Below are 21,026 nucleotides of genomic sequence, written 5' to 3'. Positions count from 1 at the left end.
TCAATGCGTGGCGGCGGCATCGTCGCGCGGGATCGCGCCCGTGGCCGCGGTCCGCAGACCCGTATGGAAAAACAGGAAGTTGAGCAGCGCAGCGGTGATGGCGCCCATCGCCACGCCATTGCCCACCAGGATGCGCAGGTTGGCCGGCAGGCCGCCATAGATGCCCGGCACCAGGATCGGCAGCAGGCCCACGGCCAGCGCCACCGCCACCAGGTACATGTTGGCGTGGTCGCGCAGGTCCACCTTGCGCAGCATGTCGATGCCCATGGTGCCGACGATGCAGAACACCACCAGCCCGGTGCCGCCGACCACGGCCTCGGGGATCGCGCTGATCAGCGACGACACCGGCACCAGCAGCCCGAATGCCACCAGGATCGCGCCCGACATCGCCGTGACAAAGCGCGAGCGCACGCCGGTGGCCCGCACGATGCCGATGTTCTCGCCGCTGGTGATGATCAGCGAGGTGCCGAACATCCCGCCCAGCAGCGAGGTCAGCGCGTCGGCGCGGATGGTGCGCGGCACGTCGCGCTGCTGGTCCACCGGCCGGCCCACGGCATCGCTGATCGCCAGGGTCTGCCCGGTGGCCTCCACCATCGAGATCACGGCAAACACCATCAGCGGGATCGCGGCCACCACGTCGAAGCTCGGCCAGCCGAACGGCAACGGCGTCGGCAATGCCAGCACCGGCGACATCGACACCTGGCCGAGCTGGAACGCACCGGCCAGTCCCGCCACCAGCGCGCCGCCCAGCAGGCCGAGCAGGATCGCCAGCTGCGCCAGCATGCCGGTGAGCCAGCGCGACGCCGCCACGGTGCAGGCGATGGTGGCAAAGGCCAGCAGCAGGTTGAGCGGATCCACCGCGCTGCCCGGGGCCGGGTGGCCGGCCACGAGCTTGCCCGACACCTGCGCCAGGTTGATCGCCACCAGCAGCAGCATGGTGCCCACCACCACCGGCGGGAAGTACCGCAGGCAGCGTCGGAATACCGGCAGCACCAGGAAGTAGAAGACGCCGGTCAGGATCACCGCGCCGGCCGCGGTCTGCACGTCGGTCTGCTGCGCGATCAGGATGAACAGCACGATCGGCGCGCCGCCGGGCAGCATCACGAACGGCAGGCGCGCGCCGATGCCGCGCTGGCCCAGCGACTGCAGCAGCGTGCCCAGGCCGCAGATCACAAAGGTGGCGCTGAGCAGCTGCACCGCCAGCGCGGGCGGGAAGTTGAGCGCCTTGCTCATCAGGAACACCGACGCGATCGGCGACGCGGCCATGACCAGTACGTGTTGAAGCCCGAAGACGAACAGGCGCCGCCATGGCAGCCGTTCATCCACCGGCGCGGGGGCGGGGTGGGACATTGCTTTGCTCCTCGTTTGGTGTGTCGGGCGTTGTGCCATGGCACCGGGGCCACAGGCTGCGTCTGTGCGCGATTCGCCGCAGATATAATGGTTTTCCGCTAACAAAAACGTTTTGGTAAGTGTAGGGAAACCAAGTTTGCGATGCAAGCGGTTTTGCCCGTGCGGCCGCCGTGGTCTTCCCCTATATCGAATAAATCGATAACTACTAGCAGCAAAACCCGTTTCACAAGTTGATGACGCCGCGTCAAAGTACCCGCCACAGCGCCTTGCGCGCCACAACACCGACCAGCACGCCCCCGAAGGAGACGCCCCCATGCGAGACAAGAACCGTCCGGCGCAATCTGCCGACCACGACCGGCCGCTACCCACCCGGCGCCGCCTGGTGCAGGGCGCGGGCCTGCTGGCGCTGGGCGCCTCGCCACTGGGCACCCTGGCCGCGCAGGCCGCGCGCGCCACCGACGGCGTCACGCTGGCCGACGGCCCGCGCCCGCTGGTGCGCTATCCCGGCAAGCGCCCGCTGGTGCGCGTCAGCACCCGCCCGCCGCACCTGGAGACGCCCTTTTCCGCCTTCAACGAGGGGCCGATCACCGCCAACGACGCCTTCTTCGTGCGCTACCACCTGGCCAACCTGCCGCTGTCGGTGGATCTGGCCACTTACCGCCTCAGCGTCGGCGGCCACGTCGGCAAGCCGCTGCAGCTGTCGCTCGATGAACTGAAGCGGCTGGCGGAGCCGGTGGAGGTGGTCGCGGTGAACCAGTGCTCGGGCAACAGCCGGGGCTTCTCCGAGCCGCGCGTGTTCGGCGCGCAACTGGCCAACGGCGCGATGGGCAATGCGCGCTGGACCGGCGTGCCGCTGCGCAAGGTGCTCGAGCATGCGGGCGTCAAGGCCGGCGCCAAGGTGGTGACCTTCAACGGCATGGACACGCCGGTGTTGCCGAGCACGCCGGACTTCCGCAAGTCGCTCGATATCGCCCACGCCATGAACGGCGAACCGCTGCTGGCGTGGGGCATGAATGGCGCAGACCTGCCGCTGCTCAACGGCTACCCGCTCAAGCTGGTGGTGCCGGGCTACTTCGGCACCTACTGGATCAAGCACCTGCACGAGATCGAGGTGCTGGACCACCCGTTCGAGGGCCACGATGCGTTTTTCATGACCAAGGGCTACCGCGTGCCGGACAACGATTGCCAGTGCGTGGCCCCCGGCACGCCGGCGGCGAAGACGCGGCCGATCTCGACGCTGGCCGTGCGCAGCTTCATCACCAGTGTCCAGAGCGGCGGCAGGCTGCCGTCCGGCCGCGCCGTCGAACTGAAGGGCATGGCCTTCGACGGCGGCTCCGGCATCCGCACGGTCGAGGTCTCCGTCGACGGCGGACAGAACTGGCGTGCCGCGCAGCTGGGCGAAGACCTCGGCCGGTTCTCGTTCCGCGCCTGGCAGTTGCCGGTGAAGTTCGCGCGCAAGGGCCCGGCGGTGCTGATGGTGCGTGCCACCAGCAACAACGGCGAGACCCAACCGGCCAGGGCCAGCTGGAACCCCGCCGGCTATCGCCGCAATGTCATCGAAGCCACGCCGGTCACCATCGCCTGAGGAAAGCGCCATGAAAGCAACCATCGCCCCCGCGCTGCTGGCGCTCGCCCTGCTCGGTGCCGGCCATGCCGGCGCCGCGCCACAGGACATCAAGCTGCCCGCGGAGAACGTCAAGCTCAAGCCGGCAAGACTCCCCGGCTACGGCATCGCCACGCAGAAATGCGCGATCTGCCATTCGGCCGACTACGTCTCCTACCAGCCGCCCGGGCTGAGCCTGGCGCAGTGGACCGCCGAGATGAAGAAGATGCAGCAGGCCTACGGCGCACCGATCGACGATGCCGAGGTCGAGCAGCTCGGCGCCTACCTGGCCGTGGCCTATGGCTCGGCCAAGGCGAAGGATCCGGAGATCGTGGCGATCGCGCAGAAGGCCGGCAAGCCGGCCGCGCCTGCGCCCGCCGCCGCCGCAGGACTCGACGTGCAGGCGCTGCTGGCGAAGAACGCCTGCCTGAGCTGCCACGGCGTGACGCAGAAGGTGGTCGGCCCCGCCTACCATGAGGTCGCCGTGCGCTACCAGAACGATGCGCAGGCCCAGGCCAAACTCGAGGCCAGCATCCGCGGCGGCAGCAGCGGCAAGTGGGGTGCAGTGCCGATGCCGCCGTTTGCCGGGTTGAAGGCGGAGGAAGTCAAGGCGCTGGCGGCATACGTGCGACAGCAATAGGTCTCGCCCGCGCTGCCCTGATCGCAACACGCCCCGGCGGGTCCGGGGCGTCTTGCATTCTGGCCTTGCAAGTTCCGGCTGGCTCCTTATACTTAGCCACATGGCTAACCATTGCGCCGAGTTTGCAGACGTGTCCCAGGCTGTCGATATTTCCCCACTGTCCGGCGTGTTCTACGCGCTGGCGGACCCGACCCGGCGCGCCATCGTCAGCACGCTCGGGCGCGGGCCCGAAACGGTTTCGGCGCTGGCGGCACCGTTCGCGATGGCGCTGCCCTCGTTCATGAAGCACCTGCACGTGCTGGAGCGCAGCGGCCTGATCCGCTCGCGCAAGACGGGCCGGGTGCGCACCTGCGAGCTGGTGCCGCAACCGCTGTCCGACGCGCAGCAATGGCTGGCCGACCAGCGCGCCCTGTGGGAGGCCCGTACCGACCGCCTGGCGGCTTTTGTCGAAGCACTTCACCAAGAGGAGCAGTCCAATGACGATTGAAAACGCCGCCGCGCCAGAGAGCCAGGACCTGGTCATCTCGCGCCTGCTCAAGGCTCCGCGCGCCAAGGTCTGGCGCGCCTGGAGCGATCCGCAGCTGCTCAAGCAATGGTGGTGCCCCAAGCCCTGGACCACCGAGGTCCGCGCCTTCGACATGCGCCCCGGCGGCGCCTTCCATACCTTCATGCAAGGCCCTGATGGCGGCACCAGCGACAACCCCGGCTGCTTCCTCGAAATCGTGCCGATGGAGAAGATCGTCTCGACCTCGGCGCTGGTCGCCGGCTATCGGCCCGGCACCCCGTGGCTGTCGATGACCGCGGTCATCACCATGGCCGACGAGGGCGACGGCACCCGCTACATCGCGCGCGTGATGCATCCCGACGAGGCCACCCGCAAGCAGCATGAGGAAATGGGGTTTTATGAGGGCTGGGGGATCTGCATTACGCAGCTGGAGGAGTTTGCGCAGCAGTTGAAGTAAGGCTCGTCATGCCGATGGCGTCGGCATCGCTGCCGGTGTGCTCCCCTCTCCCGCTTCGCGGGAGAGGGGAGCGTATGCGAGCGGCGGCGCCTTTCGCCGACTCTCTCGGTTGCATCGGCGCCCCGCCCTTCAAAACCGGTGCCGCAACCCCACGCTCACCGACTTCGCATCATCCCCGCTGCCCGGATCGATCACGATGCTGTTGTTGCTGACGCTGCCGCCGGCGCTGTTGTGCACCAGCACCGCGCGCGCGTAGGCGGTGGTGCGCTTGCTCAGGTCGTGGTCCCAGCCCAGCGTGACTGCCAGCGGGCGCTGGCCGCCGCCGAGGATCTGGCGCTTGAGCGCGGCGGCCTTGAAGGTGTCGCGCGGGGTCACGGTCCAGCTGAAGGTCACGCCGTAGTGGCGCGCCGAGCGGGTCTCGGGCCGGTCGCTGCTGGCCGCGCTGAACAGAAGGCCGATCTCCACCGGCTTGAAGCGGTACGAGCCGCCGACGAAATGGTTCGATGTCAGGGTCGGCTCCACCGGCACGTTGGCGCCCGAGTACATCCCCTGGTAGCTGTAGAACGCATAGGCGTTGCCCGCCTCCCAGGTCGCGTTCATGCCGAAGTTCAGTCCCGAGCGCGCCGACCCCGGCACCTCGCCCGGCGCCACCGCGGCGCCGAAGCCGAAGCCGCCCCACTTGGGCGAGAAGTACTGCACCGCGTTGTCGAAGCGCGCGCCGTAGGCCACATGTCCGGTGCCCTGCGATGCGGTCGCGCTGAGCAGGTTGAACGGCGACACCGCGCCATTGAGCAGGAACGGGTCGAGCCGCAGCAGCGCATAGAACGAGGGCGTGTACTGCCGCCCCAGCCGGACCTCGCCCCAGCCGCCTGACAGGCCCAGGTAGGCCTGCCTGCCGAACAGCCGGTTGTTGCCGAAGAACTCCGTGCCGGTGTCGATATTGAAGCCCGACTCGACCAGGAAGTTGGCCTTGAGTCCGCCGCCAAGGTCTTCGATGCCGCGGATGCCCCAGCGCGACGCGGCCTGCTGGCCTTCGCGCATGCGCACCACGCTGTCCGAGCCCTTGGCGTATTCGATCGATGCGTCGACCACGCCGAACAACTGCATGGTGCCGGCCGCGGCATGGCCCGCGGCCAGGGCCACACCCATCGCCATCCACTGTGTTGCCTTCACGCTCGCTGTCTCCCGTCCTCGTTCTATGTGCGCCCTACTTCGCCTGCAGCCCCGCCACCTTCACCACCTCGCCCCATGCGGCCAGGTCGGCGCTGAGCAGCCTGCCCAGGTCCGCGGGGCTCGACGGCGCGGCCGGCTGCAGGTTCATCGCGGCGAATTTCTCGCGGTCGGCCGGGGTCTGCAGGATGCGGTTGACCTCGGCGTTGAGCCGCTCGACGATCGGCGCGGGCACGCCCCGGGGCCCGAAGATCGCGACCCAGCTGGCCTGCTGGAACGGCACGCCCTGCTGCGACATGGTCGGCACGTCCGGCGCGGTCAGCAGGCGCTCCGGCCCGGACACCGCGATGCCGCGGATGCGGCCGGACTTCAGGTGCGGCACCGACGAGATGGCATCGGTAATGCCGATGGTGACGTGGCCCGCGGCCAGGTCGTTGCTGCACTGGGTCGCGGTCTTGTACGGAATGTGGCGCAGGTGGATGCCGGCCTTGGCCTTCAGGTATTCGATCGCCAGGTGGCCGCCGGAGCCGACGCCCCACGAGCAGTAGGCCAGTTCCGTCTTGCTGGCCCTGGCATAGGCGATCAGTTCGCGCAGGTTGTGCACCGGCACGCTGGCACTGACCGCCAGCAGGTTGCCGCCGGGCTGGCTGGGCCGCGCGATCGGGGTGAAGTCCTTGACCGGGTCGTACGGCAGCGCCGGCGTGGTCCACGGGTTCACCGTCATGGTGGCGGCATAGGTGAACAGCAGCGTGTAGCCGTCCGGCGCGGCGCGCGCCACGGTCTCGCTGGCGATGATGCCGTTGGCGCCGGGGCGGTTGTCGACCACCACCGGCTGCTTCAGCCCCGCGGTCAGGCGCTCGGCCACCAGCCGCGCGGTCTGGTCGGTCACGGTGCCCGCGCCCGACGGCAGCACCATGCGGATCGGCTTGCTGGGGTAAGGTGCCTCGGCGTGCGCGCTGGCGGCGCCGGCCAGGGCCAGCGCCGCGGCCAGGGCCGTGCGCGTGGCGCGCTCCCGGCGGGCACCGGTTTGCTCTCTGCGGATGCCAGTGTGCTGGCTGCTCATGTTGTGGTCTCCGTTGCGGCGCCTTTGGCCGCGCATGCCGGTACGTTGCCGGCGTGTCGTCAGCGGGCGCGCCGGCTGGCCCGGGCGCCCGCGCTGAACCGGCTCAGGCCTGCGCCTGCGCCGCGTGATCGAGTGCCGCCAGCCGCTCGTAATGCCAGTCGGCATCGCCGAACAGGTTGGCGTGCGCGGCCAGGCGCTTGTAGCAGTGGCCGACTTCCATCTCGTCGGTCATGCCGACGGCGCCGTGCAGCTGCACCGCGTCCTCGCCCACCGCGCGCCCGGCGTCCGAGACAAAGGCCTTGGCATGCGAGACCGCGCGCATGCGCGCCACCGCATCCCCCGGCAGCGCATCGGCGGCGGCTTCGGTGATGGCGCGCGCCTGCTCGACGCTGACATAGAGGTCCACCAGCCGGTGGCGGATCACCTGGCTGGCGGTCAGCGGCCGGCCGAACTGCTCGCGCGTCGCCAGGTAGTCGCGGGTCAGCTCGAACGCGCGCGACATGGTGCCCACGGCCTCGGCGCAGGCCATCACGGTGGCATGGTCGATGGCGGCCTCCACCAGCGGCCAGGCGCCGTCGCGCGGGCCGATGCGCGCGCAGTCCGGCACCACGGCGCGGCGCAGCGTCACGCTGGCGGTCTGGCGGCCGTCGTAGGTCGGCAGCGCCTCGACGCTGACGCCGCGCGTATCGGCCGGCACCGCGAACAGGGTCAGGCCGTCGCGCTCGCGGCGCTGGCCGCGGGTGCGCGCCAGCACCAGCAGCAGGCTGGCGCTGCCGCCGCCCAGCACCAGCGTCTTGCGGCCGTCGAGCGACCATTGCCCCGGGGCGTGGGCCTGCGCGGTGGTGCTGACATCGAAGGCGTCATAGCGCCCCTGCGTTTCCCAGGCGGCCAGCGCCAGCATCGCGCCGCCTTCGGCCATCGCCGCCGCGGCGGCCACGTGCGCGGGATCGCCGCTGGCAGCCAGCAGCGGCGCGCACAGCGCGGCGTTGGCCAGCCACGGCTCGGCGGGCTGGGCGCGGCCCAGTTCTTCGGCCAGCAGCGCCTGGTCCGTGGCGTCGCCCAGGCCGCCGCAGGCTTGCGGCAAACCCAGCGCGAGCCAGCCCATGTCGGCAAAGGCCCGCCAGTGCGTGCGCGAGAAGCCATCGGGCCCGGCCAGCGCGGCACGGCGCTGCTCGAAGCCGTAGCCGCGTTCGAGATAACGCCGCACGCTGTCGCGCAGCATGCGGCGATCGTCCGTTGCATCGCTCATCTTTTGGTTTCCTTTATGCGGAGATTGCAGCTGTGGCTGCGTGCGCTACAGGCCCAGCACCTGCTTGGCCAGCAGCTCGTGCTGGATCTCGCTGGAGCCGCCGGCGATGGTGTAGCCGCGCGTGACGAAGCGGCGCGCCGAGGCCGCCGCGGCGTAGGCGGACTGGCCCGCTGGCGGCAGCGCCGGCTCGAAGTGCGCGGCGCGGTCATAGGCCAGCGTGTCCGGGCCCAGCGCGTCGACCGCCAGGTTCTCGATGTCCTGGATCAGCCGGCTGCCCAGCAGCTTGAGCATGCCGGTCTCGGGCCCGAGCGCCTGGCCCGCGCGCGCGTGCCGGCGAAAGCGCAGCACGGTGGCCGCCAGCGCCTCGAGCCGCACCTCCAGCGCGCGCAGCCGGCGCGCAAACCACGGGCGCTGCAGCAGCGGCTGGCCGCCCTCCTCCAGCTCCGCGCCGATGGCGCGCACCTTGGCCAGGCGGCGGCGGTTCTCGGCCACGCGCGCCAGGTTCAGCCGCTCGTGCTCGAGCAACGACTTGGCGATGGACCAGCCGGCGTTCTCCTCGCCGACGCGGTTCTCCACCGGCACTTCCACCTCGTCGAAGAACACCTGGTTGAACAGGTGCCAGCCATGGATGCCGACCAGCGGCCGCACGCTCACGCCGGGGCTGCGCATGTCGATCAGCAGGAAGCTGATGCCCTGCTGCGCGCGCGCGGCGGTATCGGTGCGCACCAGGCAGAAGATCCAGTCGGCGTATTGCGCGTGAGAGGTCCAGATCTTGCTGCCGCTGACCACGTAGACCTCGCTGCCGTCGGGCCGGGTCTTGCGCACCGCGCGGGTCTTGAGCGCGGCCAGGTCCGAGCCGGCGTTGGGCTCGGAATAGCCCTGGCACCACCAGTGCTCCTGGTTCAGGATGCGCGGCAGGAAATACTGCTGCTGCGCCGGGGTGCCGTAGCGGATCAGGATCGGCCCGATCATCTCGAGGGTGATGCCGCCGCTCTCGGGCGCGTGCGCCAGCACCAGTTCTTCCTGGAACACGGCGCGGCGCTCGGCGCTCCAGTCGCAGCCCTGCCAGGCCGCCGGCCAGTGCGGCACCAGCCAGCCGCGCCCGGCCAGCCGGTGCTGCCAGTCGACCAGCTCCTGCTTGCTGAGCTCCAGCCCGAGGCGGACCTTCTCGCGCATGGCATGGGGCAGCGCGCGCGCGACGAACTCGCGCACCTCGCCGCGGAAGGCCTGCAGCGAGGCCTCGTCGTCGTTGATAGGGGATTCGGTCATGGTGTCTGCCTTCAAGCGTTCCTGGCGCGCGCGACTGAGGCCGCGCGCATGCCGCCCTTGATCGCGGCCACGCCTTCGGCCGGAAAACCGCCGATGGCTGCGGCCAGCCCGCGCGCGCGGTCCAGCACCTGGGTGTCGTCGACCATCTCGGTGGCGATGCCCAGGCGCAGCAGCTCCGGCGCGGGCACGCGGTCGCCCAGCAGGCACAGTCGCGCGGCCACGGCTTCGGCATGGCGCAGCGCCAGCCACTCGGCATTGCGCGGCGCGGCCATGCCCAGGCGGATTTCGCCGATCTGCAGGAAGGCGCCGGCGCCGCACACCAGCAGGTCGCCGGCCAGCGCCAGCGCCGCGCCGCCGTTGATGGCGTGGCGCTCGAGCGCCACCACCCACGCCTTGCGGCTGTGCCGCAGGCCCTGGTGCACGCGCTCCCACACCGACGCGAACGCCGCCAGCCCGCCGGCTTCGGCCTGCAGCGCCTGCAGGTCCAGGCCGGAACAGAAGCCGCCGTCGGCACCGCGCAGCAGCACCGCGCGCACGCTGTCGTCGGCGCCCAGGGTCTCGATCGCGTGGCCCAGTGCCTGCGCCAGTGCCATGTCGATGGCGTTGCGGCGCGCGGGGCGGTTCAGCACCAGTTCGGCCCAGCCGGCGTGGCGCTGCAGCAGGACGGCAGGCTGCGGCGCGTTCATGCCGCCTCCTGCTGCACGTGTTCCACGCCGATGTTGCCGGCGCGGGCCATGGCCTCGATCTCGGCGGCGCCGTAGCCCAGTTGCGCCAGCACCTCGGCGGTATGCTGGCCAAGCCGCGGCACCGCAGGGAGTGCGCCGGCGGGCAGGCCCGCCATGGTGAAGGGCAGCCCCGGCAGCTCCATCCGGCCGCCCTCGCCGTCGTCGACGGGCTGCAGGATGCCGCTGGCATGCACATCGGCGCTGGCCTTGACCTGGTGGTAGTCGCGCACCACGCCCACCACCACCTGGTGCCGTTCCAGCAGCGCGCGCGCGGCATCGCCGCTCAGGTGGCGCAGGGCGTCGTGCAGGATCGCCAGCAGCGCGGCGCGGTGCTGCACCCGCAGCGCGTTGCTGGCAAAGCGCGGGTCGTGCGCCAGCGCGGGCTGGCCGATGGCCTGGCACAGCCGCGCCCAGTGTTCGTCCAGATAGGCCGACAGCACGATATGGCCGTCGGCCACCGCGATCACGTCGGCCGCCGGCGCGGCCTTGGGCTGGCTGTTGCCGCTGCGCACCGGCAGCGCGCCGGAGCACTGGTACTCGGCCCACAACTGGGCCTGCAGCTGCACGCCCACCGACAGCAGCGAGGTCTCGATGGTCGCGCCGGCGCCGGTGCGCTCGCGCCGGAACAGCGCGGCCAGGATGGCATTGCCGGCCGCCAGCGCGGTGGCCGCGTCGATCAGCGCGAAGCCGGCCTTGAGCGGCTGCCCGCCGGCCTCGCCGGTCACCGACATCATGCCGCTCTCGGCCTGCGCGGCAATGTCCAGCCCGGGCCGCGTGCGCGACGGCCCGCGCGTGCCGAAGCCGCTGATGGCGGCGTGGATCAGGCCGGGGCGCGCCGCGCGCAGCGTGGCGGCGTCCAGCCCCAGCGCTTCCATCACGCCGGCGCGGGTGTTGTGCAGCACCACGTCGCTGGCCAGCGCCAGCCGCCGCGCGGCATCGAGCCCGCCGGGCGTGCGCAGGTCCAGCGCGATGCCGCGCTTGCCGCGGTTGTAGGCCAGGAACATCGGGCTCTGCGGGCTGGTGCCGTCAAAGCGTCGCGCGCTGTCGCCGCGCAGGGCTTCCACCTTGACCACGTCCGCGCCCAGGTCGGCCAGCATCATGGCCGCGCCCGGCGCCGCGATGAACTGCCCGAACTCCGCCACGCGTATGCCTGCCAGCGGCAGGTCTTGCCGGTTTGCCATGCGGTTTCACTCCTTCGATGAAGCCGGCGCGGGCCGGCGGTTGGCGTCGATGTGGAGCGATCATGCGTTAGCACTGCGCATCACGGCAGATGCCAAAAGGGCTGCGGTGCAAACCACGGGTTAGCACCCCGGGTTATCCCGAAGCCCTCGGATTGCCGCTATGCTGTGCGCCCGGGGCATCGCCTGAACGGGACCATCCATGCGTCTGAGCCAACTCCAGGACTTCATCGCCGTCGCCGAGCACGGCAGCATCCGCGCCGGTGCGCGCGCCCGCGACGTGTCGGCGCCGGCACTCACCAAGAGCATCCGCCAGCTCGAGGAAGAGCTGCACGTGCCGCTGCTGACCCGCACCACCCGCGGCGTGGTGCTGTCGCGCTTTGGCGAGGCCTTCCTGCGGCGCGCACGCCTGATCGCCACCGAGGCACGCAAGGCCAGCGACGAGATGAGCCAGATGCTCGGCGCGCGCAACGGCGTGGTGCGCGTGGGCGCCACCGGCGGCCCGGCGCACCTGCTGCTGCCGTCGGTGCTGACGCGCTTCCGCGCCCAGCATCCCGATGTGCTGGTGTGCATCGACAGCGGGGTCTACCCGACCCACCTCGACAACCTGCGCGCGGGCGTGATGGACATGGCGGTGAGCCCGGTGCCGGACGAGGGCATCGAGCGCGAATTCACCTGCGAGCCGCTCTACAACAACGATTCGGTGGTGGTGGCACACCGCGAGCATCCGCTGCGGCACGCGCGCCGGCTGCGCGAGCTGGTGGGATCGGACTGGGTGCTGACCGGCCAGCGCATGCAGGGCCCCGGCGCCGCCATCCTCGACGCCTTCCGCGAGCACGACCTGCCGCTGCCGCGCGTGGCGGTGCGCTGCGACACCTTCGGCATGATCCAGTCGCTGCTGCAGGACCGCCACCTGCTGTGCATGCTGCCGCGCCAGCTGGTGCCGGGGCAGCTCGCCGCCGCCGGGCTGGTGGCGCTGCCGATCGAAGACAAGCTGCCCAGTCACCGCGTCAGCCTGATCTACCGCGCCGATTCGCCGATGACGCCGGTGGCCGCGCAGTTTGCCACGCTGCTGCGGCGCGAAGTCCACTACCTGACCCACCTGGCCGACAGCCCGCTGCGCCGGCCCGCCTGAGCGCGCGCTACCGCAGCGCCCGGCTCGCGGGAACTGCCAGTACCGGCACGGTGCTAACCAGCGGTTTACACCTGAACTTCGCCAACCGGCGCGGGGCCGCGCCGGCGCTGGCTTTGCGGCCGCTGCGCCGCGGTGCGGCGGGATTTTCCCCAATCCCTGCGCGGCACCTTCTTGCCTGACAGTGGCACTGACACCAACGGAGCGCAGGGGGCAAGCATGCAGGACATCGAAGACCGGCCGTCGGCACTGGTCACGGGAACGGGGATCGACCGCGCCGGCGACGGCGTCTGGCTGCTGCACGGGCAGGGCCAGAGCTTCGTTGCCGAGATCGGCGACGGCCTGCTGGTGGTCGACAGCGGCCCCGGGGGGCGCATCACGCGCGGCATGATCGCGGCACTGCGCACGCAGACCGATTTGCCGGTGCTGGCGATCTGCTACAGCCACGGCCACCTCGGCTACAACGCCGGCCTGCAGCAATGGCTGGACCACGCCGCCGCGCGCGGCGAGCCCGCGCCGCGCGTGCTGGCCCACGTCAACGTGCTGGCGCGCCAGGCGCGCTACCGCGAGACCCGGCGCATGCAGGAGCGCATGGCCGAGATCCAGTTCCGCCAGCCGGCCGGCGCGCTGGCGCGCAAGCTGGTCGATATCGAGCCCACTGAAACCTTTGCCGACGGCGTGACGCTGGGCCATGGCGAGCGCCGCGCCGAAATCCTGTGGGCGCCGTCCGAGACCGACGATGCCGTGGCGGTCTGGCTGCCGGGCCGGCGCCTGCTCTACGGCGGCCCCGCGGTGATCGACTCGATCCCGAACATCGGCACCCCGTTCCGCACCATGCGCGACACCGTGCGCTGGGCCGACACGCTGGAACGGCTGGCGGCGCTGCAGCCGCGCGCGGTGGTGCGCGAGTTCGGTGCCACCGTGCAGGGCGAGGCCGAATGCCAGCGCGTGCTGGGCGAGACCGCGCGCGCCCTGCGCTGGCTGCGCGCCGAGGTGGTGCGGCTGATGAACGCGGGCTGCAACGAGCGCCAGATGCTGGCCGCGCTGCAGCCGCCCGCGGCACTGTTCGACCAGCCCTGGATGCGGCCCACCTACGGCGACCCCAGCTATATCGCGCGCGACATCTACCGCTCGGAGAACGGCTGGTGGGACCGCAACGCGACCACGCTGCATCCGGCACCACCGCAGCAGGCCGCAGCGGAGATCGCCGCCGCCGTGGCCGACCACGGCGCGCTGCTGCGCCACGCGCAGGCGCTGGCCGAGCGCGGCGATACGCAACTGGCCCTGCACGTGATCGACGTGCTGGCGCTGGCGCCCGACCCGACCCCGACCGTGCGCGAGGCGCGCCGGCTCAAGGCGGCGTGGCTGCGCCAGCGTGCCAAGCAGGTGCGCAGCTATGTGTCGCGCAGCTTGTATGGCGCCGCCGCCGACGCGCTGGAGAGCGAGGCCGCGGACAACTTCGGCCTGCACTAGCAAGCCGCCTGCACAGGAGACACCATGGAATCCACCGTGCCACGCACCCCCCTTGCGGCCGCGGCCACGCCGGCGCCCGACCCGCGCCGGCGCGCGCTGCTGCGCGGGCTCGCCGCGCTCGGGATGATCCCTGCGGCCGCTCCGCTGCACGGCGCCAATGGCTGGCCGGCGCGGCCGATCCGGCTGGTGGTGCCCGCGCCGCCGGGCGGCGGCACCGACCTGTTCGCGCGCACGCTGGCGGCAGCGCTGGGCCAGGCGCTGGGCCAGACCATCGTGGTCGACAACAAGCCCGGCGCGACCGGCATCATCGGCAACGATGCCGTGGCCAAGGCCAGCCCCGACGGCTACACGCTGCTGTTCACCTATGCCGCCACGGTGGTGATCAACCAGACCCTGCAGCCGAAGCTGCCGTATGACGGCCTGCGCGACCTGCTGCCGGTGGCGCAGATCGGCGCGGGCGGCAATTTCCTGGTGGTGACGCCGGAGTTCCCGGCGCGCACGCTCAGGGAATTCGTCGAGCAGGTGCGCAAGCGCCCGGATACCTATGACTACGGCTCATGGGGCATCGGCTCGGGCGGCCACCTGACCATGGAAGCGCTCGGGATGCAGACCGGCATCAGGCTGCGCCACGTGCCGTACAAGGGCGTGGCACCGATCCTGGCCGACCTGCAGGGCGGCGTGATCAAGGCCGCCTTCGTCGATACCTCGTCGTCGCTGCCGCTGATCCGCGCCGGCAAGCTGCGCGCGCTGGCGGTCAGCGGCACGCGCCGCGCGCCGGCCACGCCCGAGGTGCCGACCATGACCGAGCAAGGCTATCGGTTCGACACCGACAGCTGGTATGGCCTGTTCGCGCCCGCCCGCACCAGCGCCGCGATCGTGCAGCGGCTCAATGCCGAGGTCAACCGCCTGCTCGCGGACGCGGCCATGCGCGAGCGCTTCCTGCAACTGAATATGGGCATGGCGCCAGCCAGGACGCCGGAGCAGTTCGCGCGGACGGTGCGCGCCGATGTGGCGGTGTGGGGCAAGGTGATACAGGCCAACGGCATCAGCGTCGACTGATGCGGGCACGGGGCAACTGCTCCATTGCCCTGCCAGGCGCCAGGCGCAAAGTCTCTCACCCGGTGACGACGCCTGCCCTCTCCCCCCGTCCCCTCTGCCGCAGGCGGGAGTTGGCGCGCGGCGCTGCCGTGAGGCGCCGCCGTCGCCGGCCAGTCGACTTCTTCCTATACCGATGTCGGAGCCTCACCGACAGCGCGCGCCCTACCCAGCCGCTAGTATCGATTCATAAAAACAGCACGCCCCACACAGACCCGGTGCCGCAAGCGGCATCCGGGCACGGTTGCGCGCTGCCTGGAACGACCGCAACCACAGCAGGAGGAGCGCCATGGACCGCCGCCAGTTTCTCAAGTGGGGGAGTTTCCTGACCGTTACCGTTGCCACCGGCGGCCTCAGCGCCTGCGGCGGCGGCGGCGATGACCCGGCACCCGAACCGGATACCGGCAATCCCGAGAACTTCAATTTCCTGCACGGCGTGGCGTCGGGCGACCCGCGCCCCGACAGCGTGATCGTGTGGACGCGCGTGGAGGGCAACAATGGCAGGCGCCCGGTGGTGGTGCGGCTGCAGGTGTCGACGCAGCAGGATTTCGACCCGCCCACCCTGTTGGTGAATCAACCGCTGATGGCCCTGCCGGACTGGGACTACACCATCCGCAACAAGGTCACGGGCCTGAGCCCCGGCACCCGCTACTTCTACCGCTTCCTGCTCGGCAACCGCGCCAGCACCACCGGCCGCACGCGCACCGCCGCCGCCGCGGGCACCCCGCTGGCGCAGCTGCGCTTTGCCTTTGTCAGCTGCCAGGACTGGAATGCCAACCACTGGGCCGGCATGGAAGAGCTGGTGCAGCAGGACCTGGACTTCATCGTCCATGTCGGCGACTACATCTACGAGGCCGTGCCGGGCGGCTCGCGCGCCGGCAACGTCGAAGACCGCCATACCGCGCTGCAGCTGCCCAACGGCACCGTGCTGCCCGATGGCAGCATCTACGCCACCACGCTGGACGACTATCGCTACCTGTACCGCAGCTACCGCAGCGATGCGCGCCTGCAGGCGCTGCACGCGGCGTTCCCGATGATCGCGATCTGGGACGACCACGAGTTCTCGGACAACTGCTGGCAGGACCGCCAGACCTACAACATCACCGACGACCAGACCCCGCGCACCGCGCGCCGCCGCGCCGCCAACCAGGCCTGGTTCGAGTTCATGCCGGCCGACGTGACGCTGGACCCGGACAATCCGTCGTTCCAGAACATTCAGATCTACCGCGCCTTCACCTTCGGCAATCTCGCCACGCTGCTGATGACCGACGAGCGCCTGTACCGCGCCGACCACATCATTCCCGAGGCCTCGGTCGGGCGCTCGATCGGCAGCCTGTATTTCGTGCCGACGGCAACGCTGGCCGCGGCGGAGGCGCAGAAGATCGCGGCCGCGGGCAACGCGCTGACGCCGGTATCGATGCTGGGCGACAGCCAGCGCGCCTGGTGGCAGGACCGCATCGGCGCCGACGCCACCACCTGGAAGCTGTGGGGCAACCAGCTGTCGCTGTTGCGCATGCAGGTTGACGTGCCGCTGGCGCTGGCACGGCTGATCGCGCGGGCGCTGGTGCTGGCCATCAATGCGCTGGCCTCGCTCGAGAGCGCGATCGCCAATGCGCTCGCCGACGACCTGCGCGCGGCGCGCACCGCCGGCACCTATGCCAACCTGGCCTATACAGCGCTGCGCAACGTGCTGGCGCAGGCCGGCATCGACAGCGCCAGCTTCGACGCCAACATCAAGCCGCTGATCGAAGCCCGGCTGCCGGCGGTCACGCTGCTCGAACGCTTTATCCTCAATGCCGACCAGTGGGACGGCTTCAACGCCGAACGCAAGAACCTGATGGCGTTCCTGAAGACCAACGGCGTCCGCAACGTGGTGGCGCTGAGCGGCGATATCCACGCCTTCTTCGGCGGACAGGTGATGGACGACTACGATGCCCCGGCGCCTGCGCCCGTGATGGTGGATCTGGTCACGGCCGGGCTGTCGAGCAACACGCTGCTCAGCTCCTTCCGCACCGTGGTCGATACCGACCCGGCCTTTGCCGCGCTGCGCGAGCTGATCTACAGCAACGTGGGCGGCACCCTCGTCAATACCTTCGATGCCACGCTGCGCGCCTTCAATCCCTGGCTGCGGCATGCCGACACCAATGCCGAGGGCTACGCGCTGGTCACGCTGACGCCGCAGAAGCTGAGCTGCACCTTCCACACGCTGAAGCCGCTCGCGGGCGGCGCGGCGCCGGCGCTGCCGGCCACCGCCGGCACGCGCTTGCTGGAAGTGGCGGCAGGCACGGCCGATGTGACCGTGAGCTAGTGACCGTGAGCTAGTAGCCGGCCTGCCGGTCCACCAGGTTCAGCAGCGCGCGCCCCGCGCGCGCGCGCCGCAGGTTGTCGAGGCATTGCCGCGCCACCAGCGGGTATGACGGATCGGCCGCGATATGCGGCGTGGCCTCGATGCGCGGATGGTTCCACACCGGGTCGTCCGCCGCCGGCGGTTCCTTGGCAAACACGTCCAGCGCCGCGCCCGCGAGGTGGCCTTCGTCGATCAGCGCGACCAGGTCGGGCTCGACTACATGCTCGCCGCGGCCGACGTTGATCAGGTAGGCGCCCCGCGGCAGGCGCGACAAGGTGCGCCGGTCGAGCAGCCCCTCGGTGCGCGGCGTCAGCGGCAGCGTACAGACCAGGATGTCGCTCTGCGCCAGCATGGCGTCGAGGCCGTCGTCGCCGGTGAAATCCGTCACGCCGGGCAGGTGCTTGGCGGCGCGGCTCCAGCCGCTGACCGGATAGCCGATGGCGACGAACATGCGCGCCACCTCGCAGCCGATCTCGCCCAGCCCCAGCACGCCCACGCGGCACTGCGCGGCATCGCGCCCCGCATGGCGCTTCCATTCGCCGCGGCGCTGCTGTTCGGCATACAGGCCCAGCGCGCGGGTATGGCGCAGCGCCATCGCCAGCACGAAGCGGGCGATGCCGGCCTGCTGGCCGGGATCGACGATGCGCGTCACCGGGATGTGCGCGGGCAGGTCGTGGGCGGCCAGCAGCTTGTCGACGCCGGCGGTGGCGGCGCATACCAGGCGCAGGTTGGGATAGGCCGGCACCACTCCGGGCTTCAGGCCCCATGCGATGATGGCCTCGACCTCATCCGCGACGGCGGCCTCGCGGCCGTTCCACACGGTGATGTCGGGCGCCGCTTCGCGCAGCAGGGCGGTAATGGGAACCGCCATGAACGACGGCAGGTGGACGAGGATGGCCATGGTCAGTTGCGGTAGTCGGGATCGATGCGGTCGAGGCGGCGCAGCAGGCCGGGCCAGGCCAGGCTGGAGCCCTTGCCCTTGGTGGCCTGGCGCGCCTGCTGGCCCATGCTGGCGCTGGCGGCCTGCGGCACCCGCGTCAGCGGCGTGCCGCCGCTTTGCGCCAGGATCTGGATGCGGCACGCCGACTCCAGCGTATACATGGTCAGGAACGCATCCGCCACCGTGCGCCCGCAGGTGAGCAGGCCGTGGTTGCGCAGGATCATCTGCTTGCAGCGGCCCAGGTCTGCCACCAGCCGCGCCTTCTCGTCCTCGCGCAGCGCCACGCCCTCATAGTCGTGATACGCCAGCCCGGTCAGCGCGAACATTGCCTGCTGCGAGACCGGCAGCAGGCCGTCCTGCTGCGCCGACACGGCGACGCCGTGCGCGGTATGCGTGTGCATCACGCAGCCGACCTCCGGGCGCGCCTCGTGCACGGCGCTGTGGATGATGAAGCCGGCCGGGTTGACGTCATACGGTGTGGCCAGCACGGGCTGGCCATGGTGGTCGACCTTCACCAGGCTCGACGCCGTGATCTCGTCGAACATCATGCCGTACGGATTGATCAGGAACTGGTCCGGCGCATCCGGCACGCGCGCCGAGATATGGGTGAAGATCAGGTCGTCCCAGCCGAAGTGGGCCACCAGCCGGTACGCGGCCGCCAGGTCCGCGCGCATCTGCCATTCGGCGTCGGAGACGCGGTCTTTTACGGATTCGTCGAGCTGGACTTGCGCCATGTGCGGCCTCCCGGGGCATGTGAGTGAGTCATTGAACCGCTGCATTGTCCCGGCGCGCCGGGTCAAAGTCTGTTAAGTGTTAGACAATCTCGGCTGCGGCAAGGAGGGCGATGTGGCGCGTCAGGTGAAGGTGAAGGCTAAGGCGAAGCATGGGTTGCAAGCGGACGAACCGGTGCGCGCGCTGCCGCGCAGCGTGCTGGCCAGCGGCTGGCTGCGCAACGCGCCGCCGCGCGTGCTCGATGCCGTGGCGCAGGCCGCACGCCGCCAGCGCTTCGGCGACGGCGCGATGATCTTCGCGCGCGGCGATCCGCCCACCTATTTCTGCATGGTGGTGTCCGGCCGCGTGCGCATGAGCCGGGTCAGCAGCGGCGGGCGCGAGTCGGTGTACGCGGTGATCGGGCGCGGGCGCTGGTTCGGCGAGATCTCGCTGCTCGACGGCAAGCCGCGCACGCACGACGCCTTCGCCGTCGGCAACACCGAGCTGCTGGTGCTGGGCCAGCGCGATTTCCACCGCATCCTGGCCACGCATGCGGAAGGCATGCAGCTGATCGTGCAACAGATCTGCGCGCGCCTGCGGGTGGCCTTCGACCATGCGCAAAGCGCGGCGCAGGCGCCGGTCGACGCGCGCATGGCGGCGCGCCTGCTGGAGCTGGCCGACCGCACCGACCACGTGGTGCGTATCAGCGCGGAAGAGCTGGGCGACATGGTCAGCCGCTCGCGCCAGACCGTCGCCAAGACGCTGCAGGCGTGGCAGGACGCGGGCCTGATCCGACGCGCCTACCGCCAGATCGAACTGCTGGACCCGGCCGCGCTCAAGCGCCTTGCCAGGCGATGACGGGGCGCGCGGCCAGCCCCGCGTGCGCAAATAACCTGTCCTGGCCGCATTGGCAAGGCTGGTTAACGACCGTTGCAAAAACAAACAGAATGTCAGGTGCCCCGGCGCTACAGTGGCCATTCCCTTGCCTGTAGGCGTTTCTAGGAGGTACACGAATGAAGCAACATCTGGCGAAATCCCTGGTCATGGCTGGCGCGCTGATCGCGTCCTATCCGCTGTTCGCGCAGCAGGCCCAGCCGCTGCAGCCGAGCCAGCCGATGCCGATGACCCAGCCGATGCAGCCGATGCAGTCCGCCCAGCCGATCCAGTCCGCCCAGCCCGTGCAAGCCATGCCCGCGGCCGCGCCGTCGGCGCAGATGGCGCCGGCAGCCCCCGCCGCTGGCGGCAGCTATGCGCAGGCCCCGGTGCCACCGGCCCAGCCCGGCATGGCACCCGCGCCCGCCGATCCGTCGCTGGCAGGCGGCGCGGTCCCGGCCGCGGACCCCGCCAGCATGAGCCTGTCCCCCGATGCGCTCGGCACGCGCCTGGGCCAGCGCAGCCTGTTCCTCGACGGCGCCTGAGCGCCGGCCGGCGCGGGCCCGCGCCGCGCGGATCGCGCCGAACGGCGTGGCAATGCGCCCGCCGGCGCGGTCTGCCTCCAGCGTGGGAAAGGTGCCGATGGCAAAGCCCAGACTGTCTGCCACGGCCTGCAGCGTGACAAAGAAATGATCGAAGCGCAGCGTGCGCACCGGCAGCAGCGACGCATGCCCGGCCTGCTGCAGCCATGACTCCCAGTTGCCCGGCCGCGTTTCCGTATAGAGGAACACGCCCTCCACCAGGTCTTCCACGCCCTGCAGCGGCACCTGTTCCAGCAGCGCGGGACTGGCGATCACGGTCTGGTACTCCGAAAAATCGGCACTGACTCGAACTGCTCGCCACGCTCCAGCGTGCGCCGTATCGCCACGTCGAAGGTGCCGTTGAAGCTCGCTTCATTGCTGAACGCGGTCGAGACCCGCACGTCGACCTCGGCCTGCACGCGCCGGAAATCGTCGAGCCGCGGACAGGCAGTCCCGCTATGCGAGGAAGCCAAACCCCGTACGAAAACCCCCACGCACACTACGATCAGACATGCCGCCCGCAGGGCGCTTTTTGGTTACCTTTTGGCGCTCGGCCAAAAAGTGACCTGCCCAGGAGGGCGGAACCTCGCGTTTCAAAAGCCCACCGCATGTCACCACAGCTTCCGCGCCGCGCACGCGGCGCTGTGAGCGGACGGTCACGATCG

20 protein-coding genes are annotated in these 21,026 nt (G+C 70.6%); 10 read left to right on the top strand and 10 right to left on the bottom strand.

All coding sequences use genetic code 11. From position 1 onward, the window contains the following. Positions 1 to 1,350, bottom strand: coding sequence for a uracil-xanthine permease family protein (locus tag CBM2586_RS20830; RefSeq protein WP_115689542.1), 1,350 nt, complete (start codon positions 1,348 to 1,350; stop codon positions 1 to 3). Positions 1,351 to 1,663: 313 nt separating this feature from the next. Between CBM2586_RS20830 and CBM2586_RS20825 the strand changes: the two genes are divergently transcribed. The 4 genes from CBM2586_RS20825 (at position 1,664) to CBM2586_RS20810 (ending at position 4,555) form a co-directional block, all read left to right on the top strand. After that, entirely contained in the window at positions 1,664 to 2,935 is a 1,272-nt protein-coding gene (locus tag CBM2586_RS20825; protein ID WP_115665133.1) for a molybdopterin-dependent oxidoreductase, read from the top strand. Positions 2,936 to 2,945: 10 nt separating this feature from the next. After that, a complete protein-coding gene (locus tag CBM2586_RS20820; RefSeq protein ID WP_115665134.1) occupies positions 2,946 to 3,593 on the top strand; it encodes a c-type cytochrome in 648 nt (215 codons plus the stop codon). A 100-nt stretch (positions 3,594 to 3,693) separates the two neighbouring features. Beyond that, positions 3,694 to 4,080 carry an ArsR/SmtB family transcription factor gene (locus tag CBM2586_RS20815; RefSeq protein WP_115689540.1) on the top strand — a complete coding sequence of 129 codons (387 nt, stop codon included), beginning with the start codon at positions 3,694 to 3,696 and terminating at the stop codon, positions 4,078 to 4,080. Beyond that, positions 4,070 to 4,555 carry an SRPBCC family protein gene (locus tag CBM2586_RS20810; RefSeq protein ID WP_115665136.1) on the top strand — a complete coding sequence of 162 codons (486 nt, stop codon included), beginning with the start codon at positions 4,070 to 4,072 and terminating at the stop codon, positions 4,553 to 4,555. The genes CBM2586_RS20815 and CBM2586_RS20810 overlap by 11 nt, the downstream gene beginning before the upstream one ends. Before the next feature lie 129 nt (positions 4,556 to 4,684). On the opposite strand, the gene CBM2586_RS20805 is transcribed toward CBM2586_RS20810, so the two are convergent. The 6 genes from CBM2586_RS20805 to CBM2586_RS20780 form a co-directional block, all read right to left on the bottom strand. After that, the gene (locus tag CBM2586_RS20805; protein WP_115665137.1) at positions 4,685 to 5,710 is read right to left on the bottom strand and encodes a porin; all 1,026 of its coding nucleotides are present in this window, start codon (positions 5,708 to 5,710) and stop codon (positions 4,685 to 4,687) included. Positions 5,711 to 5,762: 52 nt separating this feature from the next. Continuing rightward, positions 5,763 to 6,788 (bottom strand): Bug family tripartite tricarboxylate transporter substrate binding protein, encoded by a 1,026-nt coding sequence (locus CBM2586_RS20800; protein ID WP_115689538.1) that lies wholly within the window; start codon positions 6,786 to 6,788, stop codon positions 5,763 to 5,765. Between the two features lie 103 nt (positions 6,789 to 6,891). Beyond that, positions 6,892 to 8,037, bottom strand: coding sequence for an acyl-CoA dehydrogenase family protein (locus tag CBM2586_RS20795; protein ID WP_115665139.1), 1,146 nt, complete (start codon positions 8,035 to 8,037; stop codon positions 6,892 to 6,894). A 45-nt stretch (positions 8,038 to 8,082) separates the two neighbouring features. After that, entirely contained in the window at positions 8,083 to 9,306 is a 1,224-nt protein-coding gene (locus CBM2586_RS20790; protein ID WP_115689536.1) for an acyl-CoA dehydrogenase family protein, read from the bottom strand. An 11-nt stretch (positions 9,307 to 9,317) separates the two neighbouring features. Beyond that, positions 9,318 to 9,992, bottom strand: coding sequence for an enoyl-CoA hydratase/isomerase family protein (locus tag CBM2586_RS20785; protein ID WP_115689534.1), 675 nt, complete (start codon positions 9,990 to 9,992; stop codon positions 9,318 to 9,320). Beyond that, positions 9,989 to 11,212 carry a CaiB/BaiF CoA transferase family protein gene (locus CBM2586_RS20780; protein WP_115665142.1) on the bottom strand — a complete coding sequence of 408 codons (1,224 nt, stop codon included), beginning with the start codon at positions 11,210 to 11,212 and terminating at the stop codon, positions 9,989 to 9,991. Before CBM2586_RS20780 ends, CBM2586_RS20785 begins: the two co-directional genes overlap by 4 nt. 199 nt (positions 11,213 to 11,411) lie before the next feature. Between CBM2586_RS20780 and CBM2586_RS20775 the strand changes: the two genes are divergently transcribed. The 4 genes from CBM2586_RS20775 (at position 11,412) to CBM2586_RS20760 (ending at position 17,217) form a co-directional block, all read left to right on the top strand. Then, positions 11,412 to 12,344, top strand: coding sequence for a LysR family transcriptional regulator (locus CBM2586_RS20775; protein WP_115689532.1), 933 nt, complete (start codon positions 11,412 to 11,414; stop codon positions 12,342 to 12,344). Positions 12,345 to 12,560: 216 nt separating this feature from the next. Next, a complete protein-coding gene (locus CBM2586_RS20770) occupies positions 12,561 to 13,814 on the top strand; it encodes an alkyl sulfatase dimerization domain-containing protein (protein WP_115689530.1) in 1,254 nt (417 codons plus the stop codon). A gap of 24 nt (positions 13,815 to 13,838) precedes the next feature. After that, positions 13,839 to 14,873, top strand: coding sequence for a Bug family tripartite tricarboxylate transporter substrate binding protein (locus CBM2586_RS20765; protein WP_115665145.1), 1,035 nt, complete (start codon positions 13,839 to 13,841; stop codon positions 14,871 to 14,873). A 325-nt stretch (positions 14,874 to 15,198) separates the two neighbouring features. After that, positions 15,199 to 17,217 (top strand): alkaline phosphatase D family protein, encoded by a 2,019-nt coding sequence (locus CBM2586_RS20760; protein WP_115689528.1) that lies wholly within the window; start codon positions 15,199 to 15,201, stop codon positions 17,215 to 17,217. Between the two features lie 10 nt (positions 17,218 to 17,227). Here the strand turns inward: CBM2586_RS20760 and CBM2586_RS20755 are convergent, their stop codons facing one another. Next, positions 17,228 to 18,157 carry a 2-hydroxyacid dehydrogenase gene (locus CBM2586_RS20755; protein WP_115689526.1) on the bottom strand — a complete coding sequence of 310 codons (930 nt, stop codon included), beginning with the start codon at positions 18,155 to 18,157 and terminating at the stop codon, positions 17,228 to 17,230. Between the two features lie 2 nt (positions 18,158 to 18,159). After that, a complete protein-coding gene (locus CBM2586_RS20750) occupies positions 18,160 to 18,930 on the bottom strand; it encodes a class II aldolase/adducin family protein (RefSeq protein ID WP_115689524.1) in 771 nt (256 codons plus the stop codon). Between the two features lie 76 nt (positions 18,931 to 19,006). Between CBM2586_RS20750 and CBM2586_RS20745 the strand changes: the two genes are divergently transcribed. Further along, positions 19,007 to 19,765: a Crp/Fnr family transcriptional regulator gene (locus tag CBM2586_RS20745; RefSeq protein WP_240987982.1), complete on the top strand. Its 759-nt coding sequence runs from the start codon at positions 19,007 to 19,009 to the stop codon at positions 19,763 to 19,765. Positions 19,766 to 19,920: 155 nt separating this feature from the next. Then, positions 19,921 to 20,325 carry a hypothetical protein gene (locus CBM2586_RS20740; RefSeq protein WP_115691392.1) on the top strand — a complete coding sequence of 135 codons (405 nt, stop codon included), beginning with the start codon at positions 19,921 to 19,923 and terminating at the stop codon, positions 20,323 to 20,325. A gap of 308 nt (positions 20,326 to 20,633) precedes the next feature. Here the strand turns inward: CBM2586_RS20740 and CBM2586_RS32160 are convergent, their stop codons facing one another. Further along, positions 20,634 to 20,834, bottom strand: coding sequence for a hypothetical protein (locus CBM2586_RS32160; RefSeq protein ID WP_240987981.1), 201 nt, complete (start codon positions 20,832 to 20,834; stop codon positions 20,634 to 20,636). Positions 20,835 to 21,026: the final 192 nt, after the last annotated feature.

Source organism: Cupriavidus taiwanensis, from assembly GCF_900250115.1.
Classification (GTDB): Bacteria; Pseudomonadota; Gammaproteobacteria; order Burkholderiales; family Burkholderiaceae; genus Cupriavidus; species Cupriavidus taiwanensis_B.
Note: the sequence above shows the minus strand (reverse complement) of the source record. Positions and strands in the feature narration are given on the sequence as shown.

Coding starts and splice junctions, on each gene's coding strand:
- CBM2586_RS20830 (WP_115689542.1), bottom strand. CDS start 1,350: ATGTCCCACCCCGCCCCCGCGCCGGTGGATGAACGGCTGCCATGGCGG.
- CBM2586_RS20825 (WP_115665133.1), top strand. CDS start 1,664: ATGCGAGACAAGAACCGTCCGGCGCAATCTGCCGACCACGACCGGCCG.
- CBM2586_RS20820 (WP_115665134.1), top strand. CDS start 2,946: ATGAAAGCAACCATCGCCCCCGCGCTGCTGGCGCTCGCCCTGCTCGGT.
- CBM2586_RS20815 (WP_115689540.1), top strand. CDS start 3,694: ATGGCTAACCATTGCGCCGAGTTTGCAGACGTGTCCCAGGCTGTCGAT.
- CBM2586_RS20810 (WP_115665136.1), top strand. CDS start 4,070: ATGACGATTGAAAACGCCGCCGCGCCAGAGAGCCAGGACCTGGTCATC.
- CBM2586_RS20805 (WP_115665137.1), bottom strand. CDS start 5,710: ATGGCGATGGGTGTGGCCCTGGCCGCGGGCCATGCCGCGGCCGGCACC.
- CBM2586_RS20800 (WP_115689538.1), bottom strand. CDS start 6,788: ATGAGCAGCCAGCACACTGGCATCCGCAGAGAGCAAACCGGTGCCCGC.
- CBM2586_RS20795 (WP_115665139.1), bottom strand. CDS start 8,037: ATGAGCGATGCAACGGACGATCGCCGCATGCTGCGCGACAGCGTGCGG.
- CBM2586_RS20790 (WP_115689536.1), bottom strand. CDS start 9,306: ATGACCGAATCCCCTATCAACGACGACGAGGCCTCGCTGCAGGCCTTC.
- CBM2586_RS20785 (WP_115689534.1), bottom strand. CDS start 9,992: ATGAACGCGCCGCAGCCTGCCGTCCTGCTGCAGCGCCACGCCGGCTGG.
- CBM2586_RS20780 (WP_115665142.1), bottom strand. CDS start 11,212: ATGGCAAACCGGCAAGACCTGCCGCTGGCAGGCATACGCGTGGCGGAG.
- CBM2586_RS20775 (WP_115689532.1), top strand. CDS start 11,412: ATGCGTCTGAGCCAACTCCAGGACTTCATCGCCGTCGCCGAGCACGGC.
- CBM2586_RS20770 (WP_115689530.1), top strand. CDS start 12,561: ATGCAGGACATCGAAGACCGGCCGTCGGCACTGGTCACGGGAACGGGG.
- CBM2586_RS20765 (WP_115665145.1), top strand. CDS start 13,839: ATGGAATCCACCGTGCCACGCACCCCCCTTGCGGCCGCGGCCACGCCG.
- CBM2586_RS20760 (WP_115689528.1), top strand. CDS start 15,199: ATGGACCGCCGCCAGTTTCTCAAGTGGGGGAGTTTCCTGACCGTTACC.
- CBM2586_RS20755 (WP_115689526.1), bottom strand. CDS start 18,157: ATGGCCATCCTCGTCCACCTGCCGTCGTTCATGGCGGTTCCCATTACC.
- CBM2586_RS20750 (WP_115689524.1), bottom strand. CDS start 18,930: ATGGCGCAAGTCCAGCTCGACGAATCCGTAAAAGACCGCGTCTCCGAC.
- CBM2586_RS20740 (WP_115691392.1), top strand. CDS start 19,921: ATGAAGCAACATCTGGCGAAATCCCTGGTCATGGCTGGCGCGCTGATC.